Genomic DNA, 24,567 nt, shown 5'->3' on the forward strand with positions numbered 1-24,567 from the left:
GGCTAGTCTCGCGTCTTGAGGACCGCGACGAGGTCCAGTTTATCGATGCGCTCACGGATGACGACCGCGGAAGCGAGGGCGGCCAGCACCACCACGGAGGTGGCGAGGACGTAGGTCGAATGCTCGACGACGAGACGGACACGCATCAACTCGCCGGCTAGGTTCGTCTTCATGACCCAGGCGAGCCCGTAACCCATAGCCCACCCGGGCGGCTGTGCGATCAGCGTCAGGATGGCGAGCTCTAGCAGCAGGATGCGCAGAACCTCACCGCGCGTGAAGCCCAGCACGCGCAGACTCGCCAGTTCACGCGCCCGTTCGGACAGGGAGATCCGGGCGTTGTTGTAGACCACTCCGAACGCGATCACGGCAGCAAGGCCCGTGTAGATGCTCGCCATCGTGGTGACGAGCAGTGCGACGGTCTTGCGGAAGTTCGCCAGAGAGACACGCTGCAGCGCCACGCCGCCGACCGTCGGCATGGACTTCACTGCGGCGTAGAAATCCTCCTTGCGATTCTCGTCGAGGCTGAGGTTGACGCTGTTCACCACAGGCGCCTCGCGCATCAGCTTACGGAGCGCCTCGATGTCCATCATTCCCCTGATGCCGAAAAAGTCCTCGACGGTCGCCACGATCGGCATCGTCACCGTGCGACGGGCCCCCTCCAGCAAATCGAGATCGACGGTGTCGCCGGCCCCTACCCCGAGGATGTGACCGAGCATGCCGGAAATCGCGAGGCCGGTCTCCGGAAGCGCGACCGGCAGGAGGTCGACGTCGATGATGCGCCTCAGGTCGGCATCGGCCGGCCGGCCGCTGATCGTGATCCGGCGCTCGACGTTGCCATGGCGGATCCGGACGGGCACCTCGCGGAACGGCTCGGCGGCGAGAACGCCCGGCAGCCGGTTCACCTGCTCCACGACGTTCTCGATCCGCTTCTCCGCGAAACCGATGGTCGCGTCCTGACGGTCGGCGAGGAAGTAGGTCACGTCGATCAGTTGCTCCATCGTGTCCCGGGTAAACAGCGAGACGACCAGGATCGCGGTGGCCAGCGCCATCCCAAGCGCCGTGAACGCTGCCCGGACCGGGTGCCGAGCGATGTTGCGGACCATCATCAGCGTCGGCTGCGACACGACCTGGTCCAATTGGATGCTCGCCGGGAGCAGCCGCCTGTAGACCGGAGGGGCCGGCGGTTGCATGGCGACGGCCGGCGGAAGCTTCACCACTTCCCGCAGCGCCCGCAGCGCACCGATGGCGGCAGCGGCCGCGCTGAGCGCGCCGGCGATGAGGTACAGGTCAGGCGCCTTCGCGAAAACCAGGAATGGGAAGTGAAAGAAGTCCCCGAACAGCGCGGTGATCCGCAATCCGAGCCAAGTCCCGGTGACGCTGCCCAAAACGATCCCCGTCGCGACAATGAGGGCGACGAACTTGAAATAGTGCAGAACGATGCTGCTGTCGGCGTAGCCTATCGCCTTAAGAAGACCGATCTGCTCACGCTCGAGTGCTACCAGCCGGCTGAGGGTGAGATTGACCAGGAACGCGGAGACCAGAAGGAAGATCGGCGGCAGCGTGCGGCTCATGTTGTTGAGCATGTCGAGTTCATGATCGAGCCACGCGTGCGAGGTCTGGTCCTTCCGGCCGTGGGCCGCCTGCCCGCCATAGGGATCGAGCAAGACGTCGAGCCGCGAGATCACCTCGCGCTCGGAGGCGCCGGGCTGCAGCTTGACCGACACCGCCGAGAAGGCGCCGTCGAGATCGTAGACGCCGGCGAGCGCCTTTTCCGACATCCAGACGATCGCGAAGCGGCGGTCGTCCGGCATCAGGTCTCCCGGACCGACCGTATAGACGAACTCGGGGGACAGGGCCGTGCCGACGATGACGAGTTCGCGCTTCTTGCCGTTCAGGATGGCCGAGAACCGCGCCCCCTCCGAGAAGCCGTGAACACGCGCGAACGGCTCGTTGACGACGACCTCCTCGGTCTTTCCTGATTCCGGAAGCCGCCCGGAGCGCATGTAGAGCCGATTGAGATGCGCCTCGCCGTTGTCGGGCAACGAAACGAACTGCCCGCTGGCGGGCTCGGAGAATCCGGGGATGTCCAGCAGCGCCAGCTTGGCGATGCGCACGTCGACGGCGGCAACGCCGGGGATCTCGCCTATCCTGTCGGCGAGCGCTTTGGGCGCCCGCTTCGCCTGGGCGAACACGTCGCCGAAGCCGTAACGTTCGTAATACGCGACCCGCGTCTCTTCGAGCGAGCGATGCGATCCGACCGCGAGCACCAGGGTCGCGACGCCCCCGCCGACGACCAGCGCGACGGCGAGCACCTGGGCCCAGAGCCGCCTGACGTCCCGAAACAGCTTGATGTCGAGCGCCGTCATGTCGTCACCAGGTGAGTTCGGCGGCTTCCCGCCGGGTCTCGTTCTTCTGGATGCGGGAGATCCGGCCGTCCGCGAAGAACAGCACGCGGTCGGCGACCTGCTGGATGCTGGCGTTGTGCGTGATGATGACCGTCGTGGTACCGAGCTGCCGGTTGACCCCGAGCAGCGCTTCGATCACTCGAATGCCGGTCTTCGAATCCAGCGCCCCGGTCGGCTCGTCGCAGAGCAGCACCGCCGGGCGTTTGGCGATCGCACGGGCGATGGCCACGCGCTGCTGCTCGCCGCCGGATAGCTGCGCCGGAAAGTGATGCATCCGCTCATCGAGCCCGACGAGCGCGAGGGCGTCTGCCGGCCGCATCGGATTCCTGGCCACCTCGGTCACTAACGCCACGTTTTCGTAGGCGGTGAGGCTCGGCACAAGATTGTAGAACTGGAAGACGAAACCGACGTGGTCGCGGCGATACTTTGTGAGCTCGCGGTCTTCGAGATCGGTCAGGTCGATATCGCGGAAGAACAGCCTGCCGCTGGTCGGTCGGTCGAGACCGCCCATGATGTTGAGCAGCGTGGTCTTGCCGCTGCCGGAGGGGCCGAGCAGCACGACCACTTCCTTCTCGGCGATTTCGAGGTCGACGTCGTTGAGGGCATGCACCATCACCTCGCCCGAGACGTAGGTCTTCGTCACTCCCTCCGCTGTGAACACGGCTTCGCGCATGGCTGCCCTTTCGGGACGTGATTGTCGGCCGGATCCGCCGTTCCGGTATTGACGTAGGTCAGGGTCTCGCGCCTGGCTCGACCGCCGCCCTCGCAGAAGTCGCGGATTCACGGACGAACATTGCGACGCTCGCCGCCCAGACGAGCGCCATGCCGAGCAGGACCCATTTGAAATCGGAATGGATCATGAAGTTGACGGCGGCCATTAACCCGATCGAGAGCGCGCCGGCCACCCCGGCACCGGCCGCCGCCACAACGTGACGGTCGCGGAAGGACGTCGAGGCCAGGGTGAGCGCGAGCACTCCGGTAGCCGCCACGTAGCCGCCCATGACGCGAAACACCTGGGTGAGCCATGATGTCAGCCGAGGCCCGATCGACTGCAACTCCGCCGGGGTAAGGCTCATGTAGCGGATGTCCTCCGGCAACAACGGCGGCCGAAGGACAAGAAAGTAGATGCCGACCCCGATCAGCAGGATGCCGGAGGCCGACAGCAGCATCGAGGATAGACGCCAGCGATACGGTATGTCGCGCATCGTCGGCGCCCCGTATCAACCGTGACGATAGGTGCTGCCGGTCGAGCCCTGCCCTAGGATTCGGCTCAACCGCGGTATGAAGCCCGGGACTTCCGCAGCGTACTTCGCATAGGCCTCGCCGAACTCCGACCTGGCGTCCCGCTCCTCGTCGCGCGCGAGCTTCACGTACATGATCGTCAGCACGGGGAACATCGCCAGCGTGAGGATCGTCGGCCACTGCAGCAGGAAGCCGAACATCACCAGGACGAAACCGACATACTGCGGGTGCCGGACGTAGCTGTAGGGCCCGGTGGTCGCGAGGCTCCGGGTCTGCTGCGCGTCGTACAGCATCCTCCAGGCGGCCGAGATCAGGACGAAGCCCGCGCCGATGAAGATGAAGCTCAGGATGTGGAACGGTCCGGCGTGCGGATTGGTCTTCCAGCCGAACATCATCTCGAGCAGGTGCCCGGCGTCATGGGAGAACCAATCGACGTTCGGGTAGCGCGACTGCAGCCAGCCCGAAAGGAAGTAGATGGTGAGCGGAAAGCCGTACATCTCCACGAACAGCGCCACCAGAAACGCGCTGAAGGCGCCGAACGAGCGCCAGTCGCGGGCGGTCTGCGGCTTGAAGAAGCTGTAGGCGAACAGGATGAAGACCGCCGAATTGACGATGACGAGGCTCCAGAGACCGTAGGCGGGCCCGGTGTCGTGCATCACACGCTCCTTGGATCGTTCGGTCGGCCACCGCCGTGATGGTGGCCGTGTCCGCCATGCATGAAGAAGTGCATCAGGGGACAGGCGAGAAGCGGAAGCCAGATCAGCAATCCGAGCACGTGCGCCCTATGCTCTGTGAACAAGAGCGCGCCGGCGATAATCAGGAATCCTACAAGGACCAAACCGGCCTTGGTGGACATGCCCTCTCGAGGGCGCTCTCGATACCCGGAATGATCCTGCACCGACATTGCGCGTGTTCCTATATCTTCCGAAAGTTTAGCGGGGCGTTTGCCATCATTGTTGATGCACATCAAGGATCCGGCGAAGTCCTCACTTGCCTAGCATCCGCATGGAGCCCATACGGCTCTGCATTATCGGCATCATGCCCATGTTGGGCGCGAACTCGGACTGCCAAGAGACCCATGTCCACGAGGTCGCACCAAAGGAGTCGGACAATGTCGATCGGACTTATCCTCGTGACATCCTCATCATCTTCCTGCTCGGTGGCTTCAGCGGCGCGGTTATGACTTCGGCCACGGCGGCATGGGTGTCATCGGCATCATGAATATCCTGCTCGTCTCGGTGACGGAGCGAACGCAGGAGATCGGACTACGGATGGCGATTGGCGCCCAAAGATTGCACGTCCTGCTGCAATTTCTTGCCGAGGTGATCTTCATCAGCGTCAGCGGCGGCATCCTGGGATTTGTCATCGGCGCGGCGTTGTCCGTCGGCATCTCCGCCCTCACAGGCTGGCCGGCGCCGATATCCCGGGCCGCGATTGCCGGCGGGTTCCTGTTCTCGGCAGCCGTCGGCATATTCTTCGGCTACTACCCCGCGCGAAAGGCCGCTCGGCTCGATCCCATCGAAGCGCTGCGCTACGAGTAAGCGAGACGTTGACCGGGCGGCTCGGCGTTGACGCTAACTTGAAAGCAGGAGCGCCCGCTTGAACTGATTCCTGCAAAAAAGCCCGGCATTTCTGCCGGGCCTTCGCTATTGTTGAGCACTGAACGAGTTGGACTAAAAATCCATGCCACCCATACCGCCACCTTGAGGCATGCCGCTACCGCCGGCGTTCTTCTTTGGCAATTCGGCCACCATGGCTTCGGTAGTGATCAGCAGCGCCGCAACAGAAGCCGCATTCTGAATCGCCACACGAACGACTTTGGTCGGGTCGATGATGCCCTTGCTGACCAGGTTGCCGTACTCGCCGGACTGGGAGTCAAAGCCGTAGCCATACTGATCCTTCTCCAGGATCTTGCCGACGATGACGGAGCCGTCCTCGCCAGCGTTGATTGCGATCTGGCGCGCCGGATAGGATAGCGCCTTCCGCACGATCTCGACGCCGGTCTTCTGGTCATCGTTCTTGGTGCGCAGCCCCTTGAGATGCTCGGAAGCACGCAGCAGGGCGACGCCGCCGCCCGGCAGGATGCCTTCCTCGACGGCCGCGCGGGTCGCATGCATCGCGTCATCAACGCGATCCTTGCGCTCCTTCACCTCGACCTCGGTCGCGCCGCCGACGCGGATCACCGCGACGCCGCCTGCGAGCTTGGCGAGACGCTCTTGCAGCTTCTCACGGTCGTAGTCCGAGGTGGTTTCCTCGATCTGCGCCTTGATCTGGTTGACGCGCGCCTCGATGTCGGCCTTCTTGCCGGCGCCGCTGACGATGGTGGTGTTCTCCTTGTCGATCATCACCTTCTTGGCGCGGCCGAGCATGGCGAGCGTAACGTTCTCCAGCTTGATGCCGAGATCTTCCGAGATCGCCTGGCCGCCGGTCAGGATCGCAATGTCTTGCAGCATGGCCTTGCGACGATCGCCGAAGCCGGGAGCTTTGACGGCCGCGACCTTCAGACCGCCACGCAGACGGTTCACGACCAGGGTCGCGAGCGCTTCGCCTTCGACGTCTTCCGCGATAATCACCAGCGGCTTGCCACTCTGGACGACGGCTTCCAGCAGCGGAAGCAGTTCATTCAACTGAGATAGCTTCTTTTCGTTGATGAGGATGTAGGCGTCTTCCATTTCGACGCGCATTTTGTCGGCGTTTGTGACGAAGTACGGCGAGATGTAGCCGCGGTCGAACTGCATGCCTTCGACGACCTCGAGTTCAGTCTCGAGCGACTTGGCTTCCTCAACCGTGATAACGCCCTCGTTACCGACCTTCTTCATGGCGTCGGAGAGGAACTTACCGATTTCCGCGTCGCCGTTAGCCGAGATGGTGCCGACCTGGGCGATTTCCTCGTTCGAGGTGACCTTCTTGGAGTTCTTCACGAGGTCGGCGACCACGGCTTCCACCGCGAGGTCGATACCGCGCTTGAGATCCATCGGGTTCATGCCGGCGGCAACCGCCTTAGCGCCTTCACGGACGATCGCAGCCGCGAGCACGGTCGCGGTGGTGGTGCCGTCGCCAGCCGCATCTGCCGACTTGGAGGCAACTTCTCGCACCATCTGCGCGCCCATGTTCTCGAACTTGTCTTCAAGCTCGATCTCCTTGGCGACAGTGACGCCGTCCTTGGTGATGCGGGGAGCGCCGAACGACTTCTCGAGCACGACGTTCCGGCCCTTGGGACCGAGCGTGACCCTGACCGCATTGTTGAGAATTTCGACACCGCGCAACATCCTGTCGCGGGCATCGACGCCGAATTTGACTTCTTTGGCCGACATAATGATCTCCGTTTTCGACTGGTCAGATCCCAAGGACCGCGCGACTGGGCTGGCTCTTAAGTGACGAGATTTGAACTTACAGGCCTCATCCTTCAAGATGCCGGCTGCGCCGACTGCTCAGGATAAAGAAAACTGACTGGCGCTTACGCGACCTTCTTCTTGGCGGCGGGCAGCTCGACGAGAACGCCCATAATGTCGCTTTCCTTCATGATCAGAAGTTCCTGACCATCAAGCTTGACCTCGGTGCCTGACCACTTGCCGAACAGCACGCGGTCGCCAACCTTGAGATCGATGGGAATCAGCTTGCCGGCTTCGTCACGGCCACCAGGACCGACCGCCGTGATTTCACCCTGCGAGGGTTTTTCCTTGGCGCTGTCCGGAATGATGATTCCGCCAGTGGTCTTCTCTTCGGCTTCAATACGCTTGACCACAACGCGGTCGTGAAGCGGACGGAATTTCATGCTGCCCTCCTATTTGCTGGTTGTTGTTTGCTTTAGACGAAATAGCAGTCGTGGCCAACGAGTGCTAAACAGCACATAAGCGACCGCAGGAGGAGGAACAAGACCGTCCCGAAATGATATTCTGCTCAGAACGTCACGAAATCCTGCCAAGGCAGCGGCGGCTAAGGATCCGGTCAAGACCAGCTGTGTGGAGCGAAAGTCGTTGGACGCAGGGTCATCACATTTAAGAAAGCCACCCAGCGCGCAAGGCTTTTGCGTTGTACGTGCGCAAGAATAGGCCGAACATCGGTCGCTTCTTGTGCAGCCATTCAGCGGTGCTTGTCGAGATCGAGTGGCTCGTCACTCGTGAGGCGCGTCGGCATCAATGCGCTGCGCGTCAGCCAAATCAACCGGGCTGATGGAAATCATCTCCATCGTTGAGGTGCGCGGCGGCGCCGCCGGCACCATGATCATAGTGGCAACCCGGCGAAACGACGCGAATGACAATCCTTCGATCATCTCCTCATCGGTGACGACCTCGTAGGCACCCGGAGGCAGAAGGCGGTCGATGCCCTTGATGCTTGAAGGTGACCGTTTCGCGTCGCGAGCGCATGGTCATGATCGGCTATCCTTCAGAAACAGCTTCGCATCGGCGCTATAAGCGATCCGCTTACCGTGCTCTTTGTGCCGAGATTAATACAAGGCAATACACATCCCGGATTAGTTGTTGATGCCGGCCGACGAGATGCTTGCTGATGCTAAGTGGAAAAATGCGTTGGCGATCGGCGGGCATTGGGAAGCAGAAATGTTATCTCGCAAATCTACGAGCCGAGAGGCCTGCGGCGGTCGGCAGCAACCGTCAAGGAGCGATTGATCTGTGAGCAAGCGCATCAACAGCTAAAAGAGGAATTCGGTCTCGATCACTTCGAGGGATGATCCTGACACAGTCTTTATCGTCACGCTCTTATGACGATGATTGCTACGCCTTCTTGCCGCATTGCCAAAACGGGGCGCAAAAATGAATCGACGGGCCACCACCTCAGTCCAGCCTGCCGGCCGTTCGTCCCGCCATCGTCGCGCTCATTGTTCGGGCATCAGATCCGCGATACCTATACTGCAGAAGACGGGTCAGCGAAAAGCAACGGCGTGGACAATCTGCCAAGGTCGTGTCAGCGCACACGCGAGGAGCCTTTATGATCATGCAGGAAACGGGCGATCCGCGTCTTCAATACGATGGCGTCGTGCGATTTTCCCGAGGCCGCGTGCTCGAAGAGCCTGCGTTGGACGTCAGTAGGCAGATCATTCCATTCGCTGACAAGGGCGGCACCCAGACATTCCAGGACTCTGCGCTCCACGTCCCGCAAATCGCTCGCTTTATAGGGTAAAGGCCACGCCAGCTCCTGCGCTCCGCCTTCCTCGTCCCAACGGTCGAGAGCGGTTGCCATTTCTTCTTCCGGCGCTGTCCTTCGGTCTTTCTCTTTGACCATGTTATATAATCGCACATATCGCAGGTAAGCGCCATTCGGTCGGTCGCGGGTCGATCCGCAGCGCCAATCCTTCCAGTACCGAGAATGCCGCGGCTGCGAAGATCGGTTCTAGACGGCGCCCAACAGCTCAGCTGATCGGCAGAGTATCCTGTATTTACTGCGAGAATATCTATATGTTTTACAGGTAACGCCTTGATCTTGCCGCTCGATATCCACGCGTCGCGCCGACCTCAAGCGCGAGATTGCCTGATGACGGAACTATCGGTTCGGTGGAAGGACTTGGGGATCTTCGCGTGGGGAGCGAGGTGAATGTGCTCGCCGGCGGATGTGTCACCGGCCGATCATTTGCGTTGCCGTGTTCGCCGAGATCTTTTGGCGGCTCGGCTTGACGCAGCCCTGACAGCGCGGAGAGGACCCGCTTGAGCCGCTTGGTCATCGTCTCCAACCGTGTCGCCTTGCCGGGAAAAGCTGCGCAGCGCAGCGGCGGGCTTGTGACCGGCCTCGTCGACGCTCTGCATCAGGCTGGAGGCTTATGGTTCGGGTGGAGTGGCAAGCTTGGAGAAACAACACCAGAGCCGAACGTTTTTGAGACCGAGGGAGTGACCTACGCTACCGTCGATCTTACCCGCGCAGACCATGACGGCTACTACAGCGGCTTCTCCAACGCGGCACTGTGGCCCTTATTCCACTATCGTCTTGACCTCGTGAACTTTAGCCGCCGGGACTTGGCCGCCTATCGACGGGTGAACGCCCTGCTCGCCGACGCGCTCGCGCCCCTGCTCAGGCCGAGTGACCTCGTCTGGGTCCATGACTATCATCTGATCCCGATGGCCGAGGAACTTCGCCGCGCCGGGGCCACACAACGGATCGGGTTCTTCTTGCATACGCCGTTTCCGTCTTTGGGGGTGCTGGCAACCCTTCCCCGCTATGGCGACCTGCTGAAATCACTGTGCGCTTACGATCTCGTCGGCTTCCAAACGGTGGAGGATCTGATCGCCTTCCATGACGCCATCGTTCGCCGCGCAGGAGGTAAGGTTTCGTCCGATGGCCAGATTCAGGCTTTCGATCGCGTTCTTCGTGCCGGCGCCTTCCCGATCGGGATCGATACTGAAGCCATTGCCCAAATGGCCAGTCGCGCTGTGACGTCTCGAACGGCACGCCGGCTGCATGAGAGCCTGCGGGGGCGCCAGCTCATCATTGGGGTGGACCGGCTGGATTACAGTAAGGGCCTCGAGCACCGGTTCAAAGCGTTCGCCGGCTTTCTCGAGGGCTATCCCGCATACCGCAACCACGTCCGCTTGCTGCAGATCGCCACCGCAACGCGCAGCGACGTCCCTGAATACCGTGCACTACGGCAGAGGCTCGGTGCACTGGCAGGCGACGTGGCCGGTCGCTTCGCGGAACTCGATTGGGCACCGATCCAGTATTTGAACAGGAGCTTTTCCCAGCGCTCGCTCGCTGGCTTCTTTCGGCTCAGCCACGTCGCTCTTGTCACTCCGTTGCGCGACGGAATGAACCTGGTTGCCAAGGAGTACGTCGCTGCACAAAACCCCGATGACCCCGGCGTGCTCGTTCTCTCGCCCTTTGCAGGCGCGGCCTACGAACTCGACGCTGCCGTCTTCGCCAACCCGTATGACCCCGACGCCGTCGCCGAAGCATTGCAGAATGCGCTGGCGATGCCACTTGAGGAGCGCCGCGAGCGTTGGCGAGACATGATGGCGGTGCTGCGTCGCAATAGCATTACGGCATGGCGCGAGAATTTCCTCGAGGCACTTGGCCGCTAAATGGGGATGCCGTTTGGAACGTGGCATCAGTGCAGCAGGTCGCGATAGTCTCTTTCGTCAACCAGGTTGCCCCAGTCCTCCGATAAGGTGTTCCTTCGAAATCATCTCCGGGGCGGAAATGATCCACGGGTGACGGGACTACTTGCATTCGCTTGATCGTCCCGCCGAACCAGATAGACCAAAGGCAAGTCGCCTGCAGCATTCTCTGTTTTCGCGTCACGGCGGCCGGCCGCGGCCTCGCCTCAATCAACGAGGCCCCCGACCGGGGGGCAGGTAACTGATGCTCGTCGGTTGCTACTCTTGCTGAATATGATTCAGATAATCGATAACAGCGAGGATGCGTTTTCGCACGACAACTTCTGGGCTTTGCTCCGGCCCGGCCATCTTCCAATAAGACGGATCAACATAGTGAGGCAAGTTGACAATAGGGTTGAATCGTTCCCCCCAAATAGGCATTTCACGAGTGCCGTGAGCGGGAATTGTTTTCGATCCATAGATGGTTTCATACACAGCGTTCGTAGGAAAGACGCCGCCGTTGTTCTTGGCCAACATCGTCAAATCGGAAGGCGGCACCTTGAGCTGCTCGCTGACAGGCCCTTTCCCCTTTCCATCCGCGCCATGACAGCTCGCGCATGAAGACTGAAATTCTGACTTACCGATGTCGAGGTTTTCAGCCTGAGCCGCACCACCAAACCCAGCAGTAAGGCCGGCAATCATCAACCATTTCAGGCAATTGGCCATCATGTCCCGGAATGATCCTCCACCGACATCAGCACGATCCTGTAGCTGTCAGCAGCTTAGCGGCGCGGCTGCCATCATTGTTGACGCAGATCAACGGCGCCAGGCCCGCAGGGCCTCACTGCATCGGCTTGCCGGGCTGCATTCCCATGCCCATCATGCCTCCGCCCCGCATCGCCGACATCATCGGCATCATGCCCATCTGCGGCGCGAGCAACTCGTCCGCGGTCTTCTTCTGCTCTTCGGAAAACATCGCGACCATGTTCGTCAGCGCCGACTTCATCGCGCGGGTGCCTTCGAGCCGCGCCGCGAGCCACTTCTCCTGGAACGCGAGCTTTTCGACTAGGCCCGGAGCGCCGGCGCCTTGCTGCGACATCATCGAACCGCGCATCTCTCCCAACGTCTTGGCGTTCGTCCGCAAGGCATCGGCGAACGTGTTCCAGGCGGGCTGCTGCGCGTCGGTGATCTTAAGCTCGGTGCGGAGGAACGCGATCCGGCCCTCGATGTGATCGATGGTATCGATGCCCATTCCGTCCCCGGACTGCCGCATCATCTCCATCATCTTCGCCATGTCCATCATGGGCATCCTCCCGCCCATCATTCCGCCGCCGTTCATGCTCTGAGAGCCGGCCGGACCCGGCGGGACCGCCTTGGGCTTGGGCTGCTCCTGCGCCTCCTTCTGGTCGGGGTGGTGCCCCTGGTGCTCCGCGGCTGATTGGGCCCAGGCGGCATGCCCGAGCGTCGTGGCGAGTAGCGCGGCGGCAAAGGTCAAAGCGCGCATGACAAGCTCCTGATTGTGGATTGCAAGCACTCAGGATGACTCGTTTTCGTCTCCGACCAATTGAGGCACGTCAATGTGGACGATGTAGGTCGGGCTCGACGATCGCCACGACCGATTTCGACCTTGAGGTGTATCAAGTATGAGCTCCGCCGTTTTTGTTTTGATGTGCCATCATTCACCGGCAGAACGGACATGATCACTAGAACACTTATTGCCGTCGTAGCCGCCGCCGCACTTGCCGTGCCCGCGATGGCGCAGACCACCGACAAGGAAAAGAACGGTCATCACTATAGCGGCGGCCCGAAGACCGAAGTCCCTCATCACATGGGCAAGAAGGAAACGGTCGGCTCCTCCAAGGACGGCGCGTCCGGAGGTCACCACTACACTGGCGGCCCCGCTTCGTCGCCGCACCATATGGGCGACAAGAAGTAATCGACGTTTCGCGTCCATTCACGGCGGCGGCAACACCGTCGCGAACGGGCACGCGCGGCTGCCGCTCGAGCCCGGCATGGTGGTGTCGATCGAGACCACGATGAAGCATCCCAAGCGCGGCTTCATCAAGCTCGAGGACACGGTCGCGGTGACTGGATACGAGATCTTTGGCGAGGGCGGCCGCGGGTGGAATCTCGGCGGCAGCGCGTTGGCGTCTTTGGCAGCCGTTCAATAAGGGACGCTCGAAGCGAGGCAGCTCAATTCGACAGGTCGAGGCTCATGAACTGGTTGTGCGGGCTCGCGCGATAGTCGGCGAACGGCTCACAGGGCACGAATCCGGCACTGCGGTAGAGCGAAATGGCAGGAGCGTGCAACGCTGCCGTACCGGTTTCCAAGCTCACGCGCGCATAGCCTCGTTTGCGGGCTTCAGTGATGATGTGACGCAGAATGTTTCGCCCTACTCCGGTGCCCCGTGCAGCCGGCGCGGCGCGCATCGACTTCACTTCGCCATGCGTGCCATCCAATTCTTTCAGAGCGCCGAATCCAGCCAGCACATCGTCCTGCCAGGCCGTCCAGAAAGTCACGGTCGCAGCCGAAAGACCGGTCGCATCCAGTGCGAATGCGTGCTCGGCCATAACGCTACGTAGCTCCTCCAGATGATGTGCCAACAAGTCGGCAACATATGGCGCCGTCGGATCGTCTTGTCTGATTTCCACCTCATACCCCTGTCGTTGTAGGCGCACTGCTATTCCAACCTCACACGCTCTTCAGAGCCTCAGCAAACGCCGCCACGATCGCCTTCGTCAGACGGCCGCTGAACCTGTCCTTCTGCCACAGCGCAGTCATCTCGACGGGAGACGGCTCCCATCCCGACATGATGCGGACAAGCGCCCCGGAATTCAGCGCCGCATCCACCATGAACAAGGGAAGGTTCGCGACACCGAGACCCGCGATCGCGGCGTCGACCAATATCGTTTGTCGGTTTGCCGCGTAGCCAATCGGTGGATTCACGGTGACAGCAGCGCCGTCATGGTTTCGTAAATCCCACTCCACCAGGTCGCGACGGATCGCGAGCGCTGGGATCTCGTTCAGGTCCTGCGGCACTGTCAACGCGCTCCGTGCTGCAAGGAATCCCGGACTCGCGACTAGCACGCGCGGCAGGGAGGCGAGCTTCTTGAACATCAGCCCGGAGTCGGCGACCGGCCCCATTCGTACGACCAAGTCGTATCCTTCCTCGATCAAGGACACCCTGCGATCGGCCAGGGTCATCTCGATCATCACATCGGGGTGCCTGAGCTTGAAGCTGATCAACGCTGGTGCCAGAACGGCCGTCGCGATGTCCGGCGGCAACGACAATCGAACGGTGCCTGATAGGGCAATCCGCTCATCCTGAACCTCAGCGACGGCCTCTTCGGCAAGGTTGAGCGCGAGCCGGGTGCGGTCAAAGAGCCGCTGCCCCTCCTCGGTCAGCGCGACTCCCCGCTTCGTCCGTCGCACCAGTCGGACGTTAAGGGTCTTCTCCAGGGCGGACAGCCGCCGTGACAGGGTGGCCTTGGGAATGCCCGTCGCACGTTCGGCCGCCGCCAGCCCTCCCGCTTCGACAATCCGGGTGAAAAGCGCGAGGCCGTCGAAATCGGAAAAGACGCTCATGTTCCATTTATGAAACATGAGGTGGGCATTTTTCAAGCCTGCCGCGAGGTTCGTTCCATTCGTAGGTTCAACAGCGAGCGATACTGCTCGTTCGACCGAGGGAGACCACGTCATGCCCAGCTATTTCACACCCCAGGATTCCGCGCTTCTGCTGATCGACCACCAGATCGGCACCATGCAACTGATCAAGAACATCGATGTCGAGCGCGCCCGGCGCATGTCGCTGGCGCTGGCCAAGACCGCGAGCATTCTTGGCATCCCCACCGTCCTGACGTCGAGCCAGGAAGATCGCCTGCAGGGTCCGTTGCTGCCGGAACTGAAGGACATTCTTCCCGACGCCTTTGACAAGCGGGTCAAGCGCGAAGGCATCGTCAACGCCTGGACCGACGCCAATTTCAAGGCCGCCGTGGAAACGACGGGTCGCAAGAACCTGATCATGGCGGGTGTCACGACCGACGTCTGCCTCGTCTTCCCGGCGATCGACGCTGTGGCCGAAGGTTACAGGGTGCAGGCCGTCATGGACGCCTCGGGATCGCCGTTCGAACTCTCGGAGGATATGTCGCGTCGCCGCATGCAGGATGCTGGCGTTGTCCTGACCGCGACCAACACCATGATCGCCGAGCTGGCCCAGAACTGGGGTACGCCGAACGGGCAGAAGCTCATCCAGCTCCTCTTCACCGACGTGTTGCCGCCGATCCGGTCGTAATCGATCCCAAGATCGAGCTAAGCCGCCGGGGCCAAGGAGTAACAACATGTCTGTCGCAGCGCCCATCAAGGGGATCGGCATCGTGTCGCCGGAGACCCATCAGGTCAGATCACACGGGCCATTCCAGTTGCGCCGAATCCATCCAGGCATCTCTCTGAACCAACGAGACGATGCGGGCTTCGGCGGGCTTGGGGTCATCGACCACGCCCGGCTCCAACCCGGTCTCGTCGTCAGGATGCACGAACACCGCAACGACGAGATCATCAGCTACATGCGGACCGGACGGATGCAGCACACCGATTCCGCCGGCCGAAGCGAAGTCATTTCATCCGACCGGCTCATGGTGATGAACGCAGGCCGCGGCTTCCACCACGAAGAGAAGGTCCTCGGCGACGATCAGATCGAAATGCTCCAGATCTTCGTTCGGTCGGAAGCTGCGGATTTGGAGCCGAACGTTCAGTTCGTCGCGTTGAACGAAGCCGGAAGAAACGATCAGTGGCGGCTGCTGACGGGGCCCGACGGATCCGACGCGCCGACATTCGTACGGCAGGCCATCTATCTCTACGACACACATTTGCCCGCGGGTCGAAGCACCGAGCTTCCGTCAAAGCGGGGATTCGATCGCTGGCTCTACGTGTTTCGGGGCAGCGTCCTCGCAGGTGAGCACAAGGCCGGGAAGCATACCGCGCTGATGTTCGCCAGCTGCGGCGCCTCGCCGAAGGTGAAAGCGAGTGAGGATACCGACCTTGTCGTCTTTCTCGTCGACCGTAACGCAAGATATTCGCGTGAGGGAACGATCAGCGGTTGAGGGCGGCCGCGGATGAATCGTGGCTGCAGCGCGCTTTAGCGCAGCGGCAGCATGTCGATCTGGCTCTGCGCCTTCTTGACGGCGGCCGCGAACCAGCTCTGGTTCGGCGCTGCCTTGCCGAAGCACTCGGTGAAGGCAGTCATCGCATTGTCTTCGCGGGTCATACCGCCACGAGGGTCCTTCTTGTCGATGGGCTTCGCCATCATCTGCTTCCAGACCTTCTCGCAAGCCGGGATCTCGGCCGTCTTCACGGCGTCGGTGACGGCGAGGAAGTAGACCTTCTCGCCCTGGATCGCGACGACGTCGATCTCACGCGGCGCCCCCTTCAGATCGCCATTGCCGCGCACGCCGAGAACGGCGACCGCGGCGCTGGCCGCCGACGGCTTGGTGATCGGCAACTCGGCATATTTGGCGAAGGCGGAGTCCTGGATCGCATAATAGTAGAAGCGATCCGACCTGAACGCCGCACTGATCTCCTGCGGCATGCCGTCCTCGCGGTGCTCGCGCAGCCAGTGCTTGAGCAGCGCGGTCGTGGTCGCCACGGCTTGCATCTTGTCGCCCTCGGAGGCGAAGCCGAGACCGTCGAGATGGCCGAAGCCCGAGTCGCCCTTGAAGAGCGTATCGGCGTTCGACTGGCCCTCTGCCGGCAGCCCCTTGATTGTGACCGGTCCCACCAGGTCGCGCAGCACGCCTGTCAGCTCCTTCAGCGCCGCATCGTGCTGCCTGGAGGTCTCGTCGTTTTCCGGCGCCTTGGAGAACTTTGCGATATAGCGATCGCGCAGGTCGAGATAGTGCTGCTCGGGCGTGGCCGCGTGGGCGGTCGTCGTGAGGACGAGCAGGCAGAGCAAGGCGAGCGATCTCATTCAATGTCCGCGAACTGGGGCCAATCTCCAGTCTTTGTGCCGGTGCCGGGCGGGAAGGTTCATCGGCGAGGAGGCGTGCCCTACTCCGCCGGCGTGAGTTGCCGGTTCAGGCGCATCGCGGCCGTCTCGCGCACGCGGACACGGGCGCGGCGCTTGCGCCACCAGATCACGACGCCGGTCACCGAGAGCGCGGCCACCACCAGCCCCATGATCGAGATCAGGACGCGGCCGAACAGCCCGACAATCCGTCCCGAATGCAGCGGAAACTGCGCCTGCACGAAGATATCGGCGGCAGTGCCGACCCAGGGCAGCCGCTCGCCGAGCGGACGGCCGTCCTCGCTGTCGTAATAGAGCTGCGCCGGGCCGACGCCGCCGGCGCCGTGGTCGTCGCCGGGATGGAAGAAGGCGGCGGCAAAGACGCCATGGGCAGGGCCGTAATTGATCGAGCCAACCGGAGTGGACCACCCTCGCCCCTTGCCATCGGCCGCCGCGCGCGCGGCGATGTCGGCAAACGTCACCTTGGGCTCGATGGGATTGTCGAGATCGCGGTACGGCCGCTCCTCATACGGCGTCGGCGTGTAGTTCGACACCATCTTCATCAGCGGCGAGAACACCTCGAAATAGAGGTTGAGCGAGAACGCCGTGAAGGCGATGACGAACAGCAGCCCCCAGGTCCACAGGCTGAAGGCGCGGTGGATGTCGAAATTGATCCGGTAGGCGCTGCCCGACGTCTTGATGGTCCAGGCCGGCGCCCAGCGCGCCCAGAAGCCGCGTTCGAGCTGGCGCGTGACCTGCGGCGCCCGCGCGGCCTTCGCGCCGCGCCGGGACGGCAGCGTCAGATAGAAGCCGACGAAGCAGTCGATGGTCCAGATGATGGCGATGATTCCGAGCAGGCGCATGCCCCAGCGGTCGCTGCCCCAGAATTCCGGGATATGCATGGTGTAGTGCAGCTTGTAGAGGAACGAGACGAAGTTCTCCCGCGTCACCGGCCATACCGCGCCCCAGTAGCGCCGCCCCAGCTCGACGCCTGTGTTGGGATCGAGGAAGATCTGATTGTAGTCGAGCGGATAGCGCTTGCCGGTCGCGGGATCGATCCGCGGCATGATGAAGAACCACAGCGAGTGGCCCTCCTCCGGCGTCATGAAGAGATAGACGACGCGCGCGCGGGGATCGCGCTGCTCGATCAGCCTGGCGAGCTCGATCGAGGGAATGGCCGGGCCCTTGCTGGCGACGTCGAACAGATGGCTGTTCAGGACGTCGTCGATCTCGTGATCCCAGGAGATGATCGCGCCGGTGATGCCGGAGAAGAACAGGAATCCGGCCGTGAGCAGGCCCGCCCAGCGATGCAACCGACCGAATATCGCTCTCATCGTTCGCCTCTCATGAAGCGGTCTGTCGGAAACTGGGCCGCTAAAGTCTCCACGACCTCCTGTGGGAGTCTATATGCCTGTGCCATCAAAGCTCACCACCGGTAGGTCAGCTTGCCGATCGCCTTGCGTCCCTCGGCATACATGCAGCCCGACAGGCCGTAGCAGGCGGCGACGTAGCGTGTGTCGGCGAGGTTGGTGACGTTCAGCGACAGGCGCCAATTGTCCCTGGTGTAGGCAAGCAGCGCATCCAGCACGGTCGAGGCCGAACAAGAGTATCTGAAGCTGTCGAAGACGTGCGTCGGAACGCGAATGAAGTTGGAAGTTGGTCACGTCTTGCGAGGCCCCACGCACTGCCGGCTTTGCCGGTATCGTTCTTGATGCCCCGCCCTAACGCAGGCGATTTCGGAGTGCGATAGGAACAGCGTTAGAATCTCTCCAGAGCTGTGCGCAGCAACTGCGGCCAATGCGCCCATACGCGACCCAACGTGCATGGGCCCCGGATTTGGAATCCTTCTAGACGAGCGCGCGATCGATCGACCGGACAGGACATCCGGCGACATCGAACGCGAGCGCGGAGAACGAATCCTTTACCATGCCTGCCAGGCTCGATTGAGCCTGAGGAACCCCGGAGGTAAAATCAGCCGCGGGATATTTCATTCATTCTACGGAACGCGCCGCAACGTTCTGTGCCAGCGCGTGCTGGGCACCCGGGGTTCGACGTCCATGAGCGAATTGCGCGCGGCGACCAGGCAATCCACGGCGAGGACCGGGATCATCGAGTTTGACGGCGCCAGGGGCATCGTCAGCATCCCCTGCACGATCTCGGACGTATCGGGCACGGGCGCAAGGCTGAAGCTCGACTGGTCGCTGTCGTTTCCGAAACAGGCCACGTTGATCTTTGCCGACGGGCTGCGAAAGCCCTGTCGCGTGGCATGGCAGAAGCGGAGACTGCTCGGCGTCGCGTTCGCCGATGGTGTTGCGAGCCTGGACGAACAGGCCCTCATGATGACCGAAGCAGAGCAAGCTCTGCACCGGCAGCATATTGGCGCGCAGGTCAAAGGCGCGCGCGAGGCGCGTGGCTATACCGAGAGCCAGATCGCCAACCATCTCGGCGTCTCGCCCGAGTTCGTGTCGCGTGCCGAGAGCGGAGAGCTGAGCATCCCCCTGCACCAGCTCACCCACATTGCCGATCTGCTGCTGGTCGACCTCGACAGCCTGGTTGCCGGTCCGGCGTCGATCGGATTGCCGCCCGGCGAGGCGCGCGCAAGCGACGTCGAACTGGCGGAGTGAATTGACGCGCCCCGTCGTTACCAGGTCGGCAGATAGGTGCCCTTGAAGCGCGTCTCCAGAAACGCCTTCACCTGGGCGGAGTGATAGGCCTCGATCAGCTGCTTCACCCAGGGCTTGTCCTTGTCCTCCTCGCGGACGGCGAGGATGTTGACCCAGGGACCATCGGGGTTTTCGCGGGCGATCGCATCGGTCGCCGGATTGAGGCCGGCCTGCACCGCGTAATTGTTGTTGATCGAGACGACGTCGACGTCCTGGAGCGCGCGGGGAAGCTGGGCGGCATCGAGCTCGACGAAGCGCAGCTTCTTCGGGTTGGCGGTGATGTCGGCAATGGTCGAGGCGACGTTGTTGGCGTCCTTCAGCTTGATCACGCCGTGCAGCGCCAAGATCATCAGGCCGCGCGCGCCGTTGGAAGGATCGTTGGCGATGGCGACGCGGGCGCCTTCCGGCAGGTCAGCTAGCTTCTTGTATTTCTGCGAATAGACGCCTTGCGGTGAGCCGATCGTGTTGGCGACCTTGACGATCTTCCAGCCGGTCTTGGCGATCTGGTTCTTCAGGTACGGCTCGTGCTGGAACGAGTTGGCCTCGAGGTCCTTCAGCGCCAGCGCCTGGTTCGGGATCACGTAGTCGGTGAACTCGACCACCTTGATGTCGAGGCCACGCTCGGCGCCGACCTTCTTCACGACGTCCATGATCTCGGCATGCGGGCCTGCGGTTACGCCGACGCGGATGGTTTCGGCCTCAGCGGTGGTCGCGAGCAAGGCTGCAGCCGCAAGGGTTGCGAGAAAGCGCATTGTAGTCTCCGATGTGTAAGAGCTTATGTCAGCGATGCCGCAGCCGGCGGTTGACACGGCGCGCCAGATAGTCACCGGCGCTCTGGACCAGTTGGACCAGCGCGATCAGCACGACGACGACCGCCAGCATCATCTCCGGCATGAAGCGCTGGTAGCCGTAGCGGATGCCGAGATCCCCCAGGCCCCCGCCGCCGACGGCGCCGACCATGGCGGAGTAGCCGAGCAGGCTCACCACCGCGAGCGTCAGCGCCAGCAACAGGCCGGGCAATGCCTCGGGGATCAGCACCTTGAACACGATCTGAATCGGCGAAGCCCCGAACGAGGACGCGGTCTCGATCAGGCCGCCATCGACCTCGCGGATCGCAGCTTCGACGAGACGCGCGATGAACGGCGTCGAGGCGATGGTCAGCGGCACGATCGCCGCGGTCGAGCCGATCGATGTACCGGCCACGAGCCGCGTGAACGGGATGATGGCCACGACCAGGATGATGAAGGGCGTGGAGCGCGTCGCATTGACGACGATGCCGAGCACCCGATTGACGACGGGCGCCGCGAACAGTTCCCCTTTCCGGCTGGTCGCCAGGAACACGCCGAGCGGCAGGCCGAAGGCGGTGCCGAGCAGCGCCGCGATGCCGACCATGTACAGGCTTTCGAAGGTGGCCTGGATGATGAGGTTGATGAGTTCAGGCGACATAGCCGAGACGCTCCGCCGGGAATTGATATTGAGACAGCCAGGCGAGCGTCCGCGTCACCGCGTCTCCGCTGCCGGAAATGCCGAGAGGGATACCGAGGGTGAGCGAGCCCACATGCTGGCCGCCGATCTCGTCGATGCGGGCCGCGAGCAGTGAGACATCGAGGACGAGCTCGCGCGCGAGCCGCGCCACCAGCGTGTCGCCGGCCCCCGCCCCGCGCACCTGGACGCGGATCACGGCCTGCCCGCCGGCGGACGGTTCCGAAACGATCCGGCTCGCCAGCGACACCGGCAGGCTGTCGCCGATCACCTCGGCCAGGAAGGACTGCGTGATCGGATGTTTGGGATGGGTGAAGATGTCGGCGACATGGCCGCTTTCGACGACATGGCCGGCGTCGAGCACCACGACCTCCCTGGCGAGCTGGCGCACCACGGACATCTCGTGGGTGATCAGCACGATGGTCACCCCGAGCTCACGGTTGATGTTGGCGAGCAGATCGAGGATCGCGCGCGTGGTCTGCGGATCGAGCGCGGACGTCGCCTCGTCCGACAGCAGCACGCTCGGCCGCGTCGCCAGCGCCCGCGCAATGCCGACGCGCTGCTTCTGGCCGCCGGACAGCTCCGACGGATAGCGATCGTGCTTGTCGGCGATGCCGACGAGAGCGAGCAGCTCGGCGACGCGGGCCTTGATGTCGGACTTGGCCCAGCCGGCGATCTCGAGCGGCAGCGCGATGTTGTCGGCCGCGGTGCGCGACGACAGCAGGTTGAAATGCTGGAAGATCATGCCGATCGAGCGCTGCGCCAGCCGCAACTCGCGGCCCGCCAGCGCCGAGATATCCCTGCTATCGACGATCACGCGTCCCGTGGTCGGCTTCTCCAGCCCGTTGATCAGCCGGACCAGGCTTGACTTGCCGGCGCCGGAGCGGCCGATCACGCCGGTGATGGAGCCGCGCTGGATCGTGAAGTCGATGTCCTGCAGGGCGTTGACGCCGGGCTTGCCGCGATAGGCCGGATAGGTCTTCGAAATGCCTTCGAAACGGACCATCGCGTCCGTCTGGGTCGCGGCAGGTGAAATCGCATCGAGCGTTTCGATCCTCTGTCCGATCGCGAGCGATTGGTGGGCGTTCATGGTGGCGGCCTTCATGTACGATAGTTCGCTTGCCCGCACGCCCCAGGGGCGCACGGGAACCAGGTCGCATCGAGCGACGGGGGATGAAACTGCGACCGAGCGCTCGGGTGGAACGCGCTGCACCGCAGCACGCACCATCACCCGAACGGGTCTTTCTTGCAATGTCAGATATTTGCGGGGAGTTGGACGAAGTTTTCCAAATCCCTCCCCGGCGAAGAAAATTCATCTGCCGGGGGCTGTCGGCGTTCGGCCCGGCTTACCTGGCAACCTGCAACCATGGCAGCACGATCAGCAGGAGCCCGGCGAAATAGAGCAGCCCGAAGATCAGCCCAAAGCCCCAGAACTGGCCCTTCCCGATATAGCCGCTGCCGAAATACATCGGCGCCGGCCCCGTCGCGTAAGGCGAGATCACGCCCATCAGGCCGAGCGAATACATGCAGAGCATGGCGAGCGTCGTGACCGGCAGGTCGGCGATGCCCGAGCCGACCGCGAGCACCACCGGCAACACCGCTGCGGCGTGCGAGGTGATGCTGGAGAAGAAATAGTGGATCCAGAAGAACAGTGCGACCAGCAGGAGCATCGCGGTTGACGGCGACAGCCCGGCGAGCGGCTTTGCGTATTCTGTCGCGAACCATTTGATGAAGCCGATCTCGTTGAGGCCCGAGGCGAGCGTCAGCAGCGAGGTGAAATAGAAGAACACCTCCCAGGCGCTCTTCTCGCTGACGATGTCGGCAAACTCGATCACGCCCGTGACCAGCATCAGCGAGATCACGATGAAGACGACGGTGGTGGCGTTGACGAAATTCGAGCCGAGCAGCGGCACGTGGATGTCCGGGCTGGAGCCGGCGATCCACAGGAACATCGCGAGCACGATCAGCGCCAGCATGATCCATTCGTTGCGCGACATCGGGCCCATCTCCGCGAGCTCCTTTGCCGCCCATTCGGAGATCTCGGGGCTGCGCTTCACTTCGGGCCGGCAGATCACGTAGCTCAGCAGCGGGACGAGGATCATCAGGAGGATGCCGAGCGGCGCAAAGCCGATGAACCACTGGCCCCAGCTCACCTCGACCCCGACGGTCTTCTTGGCGATCGCGAGCGCCGCGGCATTGGGCGCGAGCGCGGTAAAGAACAGCGAGCTGGTGACTGCGGTCGCCGCGAACGCGGTCCACATCACATAGGTGCCGATCCTGCCGGCGGTCGGTCCGGGCTCGGAGCCGTAGATGCGCGGGATGTTGCTGATGATGGGATAGACGATGCCGCCGCTGCGCGCGGTGTTGGAGGGCGTCGCCGGCGCGAGCAGAAAGTCCGACATCGCGACCGCATAGCCGAGGCCGAGCGTGTTGCGGCCGAGCTTTTGCACCAGCACCAGCGCGATGCGCCGGCCAAGCTGGCTCTTGCGGTAGCCGATCGAGAACACGAAGGCGCCGACGATCAGCCACACCGTGCTCTCGGCAAAGCCCGCCAGCATCCAGCGCAGCGACTTGGTCGGATCGGGATCGATATAGCCACCGACGCCGGCGACCGTGAGCCCGATCAGGCCGACCGCGCCGACCGGCATCGATTCCAGGATGAGCCCGGTGATGACGGCCGCGAACACGGCAAAATAGTGCCACTGATTGACGTTGAGCCCTGATGGCACCGGCCACAGATAGATCGCCAGCCACACCACGAGCGGTGCGACCAGCTTCCAGCGAAACCCTTTCGCCTCAGGCGCCTGTGAGCTAGCGGCCATGGGTCCTCCCCCTTGATTGTCGTTGCGTCGTGCCGCCCGTTGGCCGGGCCGCTTTTGTCCCTGCGCGGCGTATACGGACTGTCCGCGGCGCGATCAATGGCTTGACGCGGGTTCTGCCGCCCGGTGCCTGATTTTCCCTGGCGCTCACAAATGCCCGGTGCGCCGATGCTCCGGCTCGCTGCCGCGGACCGGAAAGCGGAACGTGGTGCCGATGGTGATCCAGTTGGCGTTTTCGCCGGTGATGTTGCGGCCGTAGATCAGGTCGACGGAGAAGATCTCGTTCGGCCGGTAGCGGACGCCGGTCTGGAAACGCGGCTGCACGACGCTTGCGATCTCGGATGCGCCGGCCTGGCCGTAGGCCTCGATCGTCCATTGCAAGGTGTCGGTGAATTTCCAGTCGAAGCCGATGCCATAGGTCAGGTAGTGGCGATCCACGGTGCGATCCCAGAGCCAGCCGCCATTGACGTTGATGCGCATGGTTTCGGACAGGCGGAAGGTTGCGGGGATGACCGCAAACGCGGATAGCGCCTCGCCGGTCACCGCATCGAATGATCCCCCGCCATAGGCCGACAATCCCCACCGGCCGACGCCGGTCGGGATGAAATTCGTCTTGGCTTTCGGAGCCATCGTCGTGCTCCAGTCGCCATCGCTGCGGGCCCGGATGGTCTGCATGCTCAGCTCGATCGGCCTGAAAGGATCGACGACGCAAGAGGGATTGGCGACCGCCTCGACATCGGTGTTTGAAGCCATCGACAGCCAGCTTTCGACCTTGCAGGAGCCGACCTCCGAGATGTCGGCGGCATCCACCGCATAGGCGCCATTCGCGGCGCGCGCATCCTGCGCCGCGAATGCGACAAGAGCCGCGATTGCGGCGGTTATTCCAGCTCGTGCAGCCCATCCCATGGCCCGATGTT

26 protein-coding genes and 3 pseudogenes are annotated in these 24,567 nt (G+C 62.7%); 8 read left to right on the forward strand and 21 right to left on the reverse strand.

What is annotated here, in order from left to right:
- Positions 1 to 2: 2 nt before the first annotated feature.
- Genes BM118_RS02780 through BM118_RS02800 form a run of 5 tightly spaced genes read right to left on the reverse strand, consistent with a single transcriptional unit; the run spans position 3 to position 4,551 of the window.
- Positions 3 to 2,366, reverse strand: a complete 2,364-nt coding sequence (locus BM118_RS02780; RefSeq protein WP_092181912.1) for an ABC transporter permease — start codon at positions 2,364 to 2,366, stop codon at positions 3 to 5.
- A gap of 4 nt (positions 2,367 to 2,370) precedes the next feature.
- Positions 2,371 to 3,078: an ABC transporter ATP-binding protein gene (locus BM118_RS02785; RefSeq protein WP_092181915.1), complete on the reverse strand. Its 708-nt coding sequence runs from the start codon at positions 3,076 to 3,078 to the stop codon at positions 2,371 to 2,373.
- Between the two features lie 58 nt (positions 3,079 to 3,136).
- Entirely contained in the window at positions 3,137 to 3,610 is a 474-nt protein-coding gene (locus BM118_RS02790; RefSeq protein WP_177233968.1) for a hypothetical protein, read from the reverse strand.
- Between the two features lie 15 nt (positions 3,611 to 3,625).
- Positions 3,626 to 4,303 (reverse strand): methyltransferase family protein, encoded by a 678-nt coding sequence (locus BM118_RS02795; RefSeq protein ID WP_177233969.1) that lies wholly within the window; start codon positions 4,301 to 4,303, stop codon positions 3,626 to 3,628.
- The gene (locus BM118_RS02800; protein ID WP_092181924.1) at positions 4,303 to 4,551 is read right to left on the reverse strand and encodes a DUF2933 domain-containing protein; all 249 of its coding nucleotides are present in this window, start codon (positions 4,549 to 4,551) and stop codon (positions 4,303 to 4,305) included. The genes BM118_RS02795 and BM118_RS02800 overlap by 1 nt, the downstream gene beginning before the upstream one ends.
- Positions 4,552 to 4,846: 295 nt before the next feature.
- Between BM118_RS02800 and BM118_RS02810 the strand changes: the two are divergent.
- Positions 4,847 to 5,188: pseudogene (locus BM118_RS02810) on the forward strand (ABC transporter permease); the annotation flags it as partial.
- Positions 5,189 to 5,320: 132 nt separating this feature from the next.
- On the opposite strand, the gene groL reads toward BM118_RS02810, so the two are convergent.
- The 3 genes and pseudogenes from groL to BM118_RS02825 all read right to left on the reverse strand — a co-directional run bounded on the left by groL (position 5,321) and on the right by BM118_RS02825 (position 8,020).
- Positions 5,321 to 6,961 (reverse strand): chaperonin GroEL, encoded by a 1,641-nt coding sequence (gene groL, locus BM118_RS02815; RefSeq protein ID WP_092181934.1) that lies wholly within the window; start codon positions 6,959 to 6,961, stop codon positions 5,321 to 5,323.
- Positions 6,962 to 7,104: 143 nt separating this feature from the next.
- Positions 7,105 to 7,422, reverse strand: a complete 318-nt coding sequence (locus BM118_RS02820; RefSeq protein ID WP_092181937.1) for a co-chaperone GroES — start codon at positions 7,420 to 7,422, stop codon at positions 7,105 to 7,107.
- Between the two features lie 339 nt (positions 7,423 to 7,761).
- Positions 7,762 to 8,020, reverse strand: a pseudogene (locus BM118_RS02825) (hypothetical protein).
- 90 nt (positions 8,021 to 8,110) lie between these two features.
- Between BM118_RS02825 and BM118_RS42140 the strand changes: the two are divergent.
- Positions 8,111 to 8,548: pseudogene (locus tag BM118_RS42140) on the forward strand (IS701 family transposase); the annotation flags it as partial.
- Between the two features lie 22 nt (positions 8,549 to 8,570).
- Here the strand turns inward: BM118_RS42140 and BM118_RS42145 are convergent.
- Complete coding sequence (locus tag BM118_RS42145; RefSeq protein WP_143099404.1) at positions 8,571 to 8,888, reverse strand: hypothetical protein; 318 nt, start codon at positions 8,886 to 8,888, stop codon at positions 8,571 to 8,573.
- A 419-nt stretch (positions 8,889 to 9,307) separates the two neighbouring features.
- Between BM118_RS42145 and BM118_RS02835 the strand changes: the two genes are divergently transcribed.
- A complete protein-coding gene (locus BM118_RS02835; RefSeq protein ID WP_092181943.1) occupies positions 9,308 to 10,672 on the forward strand; it encodes an alpha,alpha-trehalose-phosphate synthase (UDP-forming) in 1,365 nt (454 codons plus the stop codon).
- A 294-nt stretch (positions 10,673 to 10,966) separates the two neighbouring features.
- Here BM118_RS02835 and BM118_RS02840 read toward each other — a convergent pair whose 3' ends face one another.
- On the reverse strand, positions 10,967 to 11,416 hold the full coding sequence (locus BM118_RS02840) for a c-type cytochrome (protein ID WP_143099405.1): 450 nt from the start codon (positions 11,414 to 11,416) through the stop codon (positions 10,967 to 10,969).
- A gap of 112 nt (positions 11,417 to 11,528) precedes the next feature.
- Positions 11,529 to 12,191 (reverse strand): Spy/CpxP family protein refolding chaperone, encoded by a 663-nt coding sequence (locus BM118_RS02845; protein WP_092184218.1) that lies wholly within the window; start codon positions 12,189 to 12,191, stop codon positions 11,529 to 11,531.
- A gap of 192 nt (positions 12,192 to 12,383) precedes the next feature.
- Between BM118_RS02845 and BM118_RS02850 the strand changes: the two genes are divergently transcribed.
- Entirely contained in the window at positions 12,384 to 12,623 is a 240-nt protein-coding gene (locus BM118_RS02850) for a hypothetical protein (RefSeq protein ID WP_092181946.1), read from the forward strand.
- Positions 12,604 to 12,858, forward strand: coding sequence for a M24 family metallopeptidase (locus BM118_RS39900; protein ID WP_283806355.1), 255 nt, complete (start codon positions 12,604 to 12,606; stop codon positions 12,856 to 12,858). Before BM118_RS02850 ends, BM118_RS39900 begins: the two co-directional genes overlap by 20 nt.
- Positions 12,859 to 12,880: 22 nt before the next feature.
- Here BM118_RS39900 and BM118_RS02855 read toward each other — a convergent pair whose 3' ends face one another.
- On the reverse strand, positions 12,881 to 13,258 hold the full coding sequence (locus BM118_RS02855) for a GNAT family N-acetyltransferase (protein ID WP_244550040.1): 378 nt from the start codon (positions 13,256 to 13,258) through the stop codon (positions 12,881 to 12,883).
- 121 nt (positions 13,259 to 13,379) lie between these two features.
- Entirely contained in the window at positions 13,380 to 14,273 is an 894-nt protein-coding gene (locus BM118_RS02860) for a LysR family transcriptional regulator (RefSeq protein WP_092184222.1), read from the reverse strand.
- Between the two features lie 112 nt (positions 14,274 to 14,385).
- On the opposite strand from BM118_RS02860, the gene BM118_RS02865 reads away from it, so the two are divergent.
- Together BM118_RS02865 and BM118_RS02870 are read left to right on the forward strand one after the other, a co-directional pair.
- On the forward strand, positions 14,386 to 14,979 hold the full coding sequence (locus BM118_RS02865; protein WP_092181949.1) for an isochorismatase family protein: 594 nt from the start codon (positions 14,386 to 14,388) through the stop codon (positions 14,977 to 14,979).
- A gap of 46 nt (positions 14,980 to 15,025) precedes the next feature.
- Positions 15,026 to 15,787, forward strand: coding sequence for a pirin family protein (locus BM118_RS02870; protein WP_092181952.1), 762 nt, complete (start codon positions 15,026 to 15,028; stop codon positions 15,785 to 15,787).
- A gap of 35 nt (positions 15,788 to 15,822) precedes the next feature.
- On the opposite strand, the gene BM118_RS02875 is transcribed toward BM118_RS02870, so the two are convergent.
- The 3 genes from BM118_RS02875 to BM118_RS39905 all read right to left on the reverse strand — a co-directional run bounded on the left by BM118_RS02875 (position 15,823) and on the right by BM118_RS39905 (position 18,274).
- Positions 15,823 to 16,650, reverse strand: coding sequence for a hypothetical protein (locus BM118_RS02875; RefSeq protein WP_092181955.1), 828 nt, complete (start codon positions 16,648 to 16,650; stop codon positions 15,823 to 15,825).
- Between the two features lie 80 nt (positions 16,651 to 16,730).
- Positions 16,731 to 18,020, reverse strand: a complete 1,290-nt coding sequence (gene fsrB, locus BM118_RS02880; RefSeq protein WP_092181959.1) for a siderophore utilization protein FsrB — start codon at positions 18,018 to 18,020, stop codon at positions 16,731 to 16,733.
- A gap of 92 nt (positions 18,021 to 18,112) precedes the next feature.
- Complete coding sequence (locus BM118_RS39905; RefSeq protein WP_349527757.1) at positions 18,113 to 18,274, reverse strand: hypothetical protein; 162 nt, start codon at positions 18,272 to 18,274, stop codon at positions 18,113 to 18,115.
- 469 nt (positions 18,275 to 18,743) lie between these two features.
- Between BM118_RS39905 and BM118_RS02885 the strand changes: the two genes are divergently transcribed.
- Positions 18,744 to 19,310 carry a helix-turn-helix domain-containing protein gene (locus tag BM118_RS02885; protein ID WP_177234128.1) on the forward strand — a complete coding sequence of 189 codons (567 nt, stop codon included), beginning with the start codon at positions 18,744 to 18,746 and terminating at the stop codon, positions 19,308 to 19,310.
- 17 nt (positions 19,311 to 19,327) lie between these two features.
- On the opposite strand, the gene BM118_RS02890 is transcribed toward BM118_RS02885, so the two are convergent.
- The 5 genes from BM118_RS02890 to BM118_RS02910 form a co-directional block, all read right to left on the reverse strand.
- A complete protein-coding gene (locus BM118_RS02890) occupies positions 19,328 to 20,101 on the reverse strand; it encodes a MetQ/NlpA family ABC transporter substrate-binding protein (protein ID WP_092181966.1) in 774 nt (257 codons plus the stop codon).
- A gap of 28 nt (positions 20,102 to 20,129) precedes the next feature.
- On the reverse strand, positions 20,130 to 20,795 hold the full coding sequence (locus BM118_RS02895; RefSeq protein ID WP_092181969.1) for a methionine ABC transporter permease: 666 nt from the start codon (positions 20,793 to 20,795) through the stop codon (positions 20,130 to 20,132).
- A complete protein-coding gene (locus BM118_RS02900; RefSeq protein WP_177233970.1) occupies positions 20,785 to 21,936 on the reverse strand; it encodes a methionine ABC transporter ATP-binding protein in 1,152 nt (383 codons plus the stop codon). Before BM118_RS02900 ends, BM118_RS02895 begins: the two co-directional genes overlap by 11 nt.
- Positions 21,937 to 22,177: 241 nt before the next feature.
- On the reverse strand, positions 22,178 to 23,653 hold the full coding sequence (locus tag BM118_RS02905) for a DASS family sodium-coupled anion symporter (RefSeq protein WP_092181972.1): 1,476 nt from the start codon (positions 23,651 to 23,653) through the stop codon (positions 22,178 to 22,180).
- A gap of 144 nt (positions 23,654 to 23,797) precedes the next feature.
- Positions 23,798 to 24,556, reverse strand: a complete 759-nt coding sequence (locus tag BM118_RS02910) for a hypothetical protein (protein WP_092181975.1) — start codon at positions 24,554 to 24,556, stop codon at positions 23,798 to 23,800.
- Positions 24,557 to 24,567 lie beyond the last annotated feature (11 nt).

Source organism: Bradyrhizobium sp. cf659, from assembly GCF_900113725.1.
In the GTDB taxonomy this organism is placed as follows: domain Bacteria; phylum Pseudomonadota; class Alphaproteobacteria; order Rhizobiales; family Xanthobacteraceae; genus Bradyrhizobium.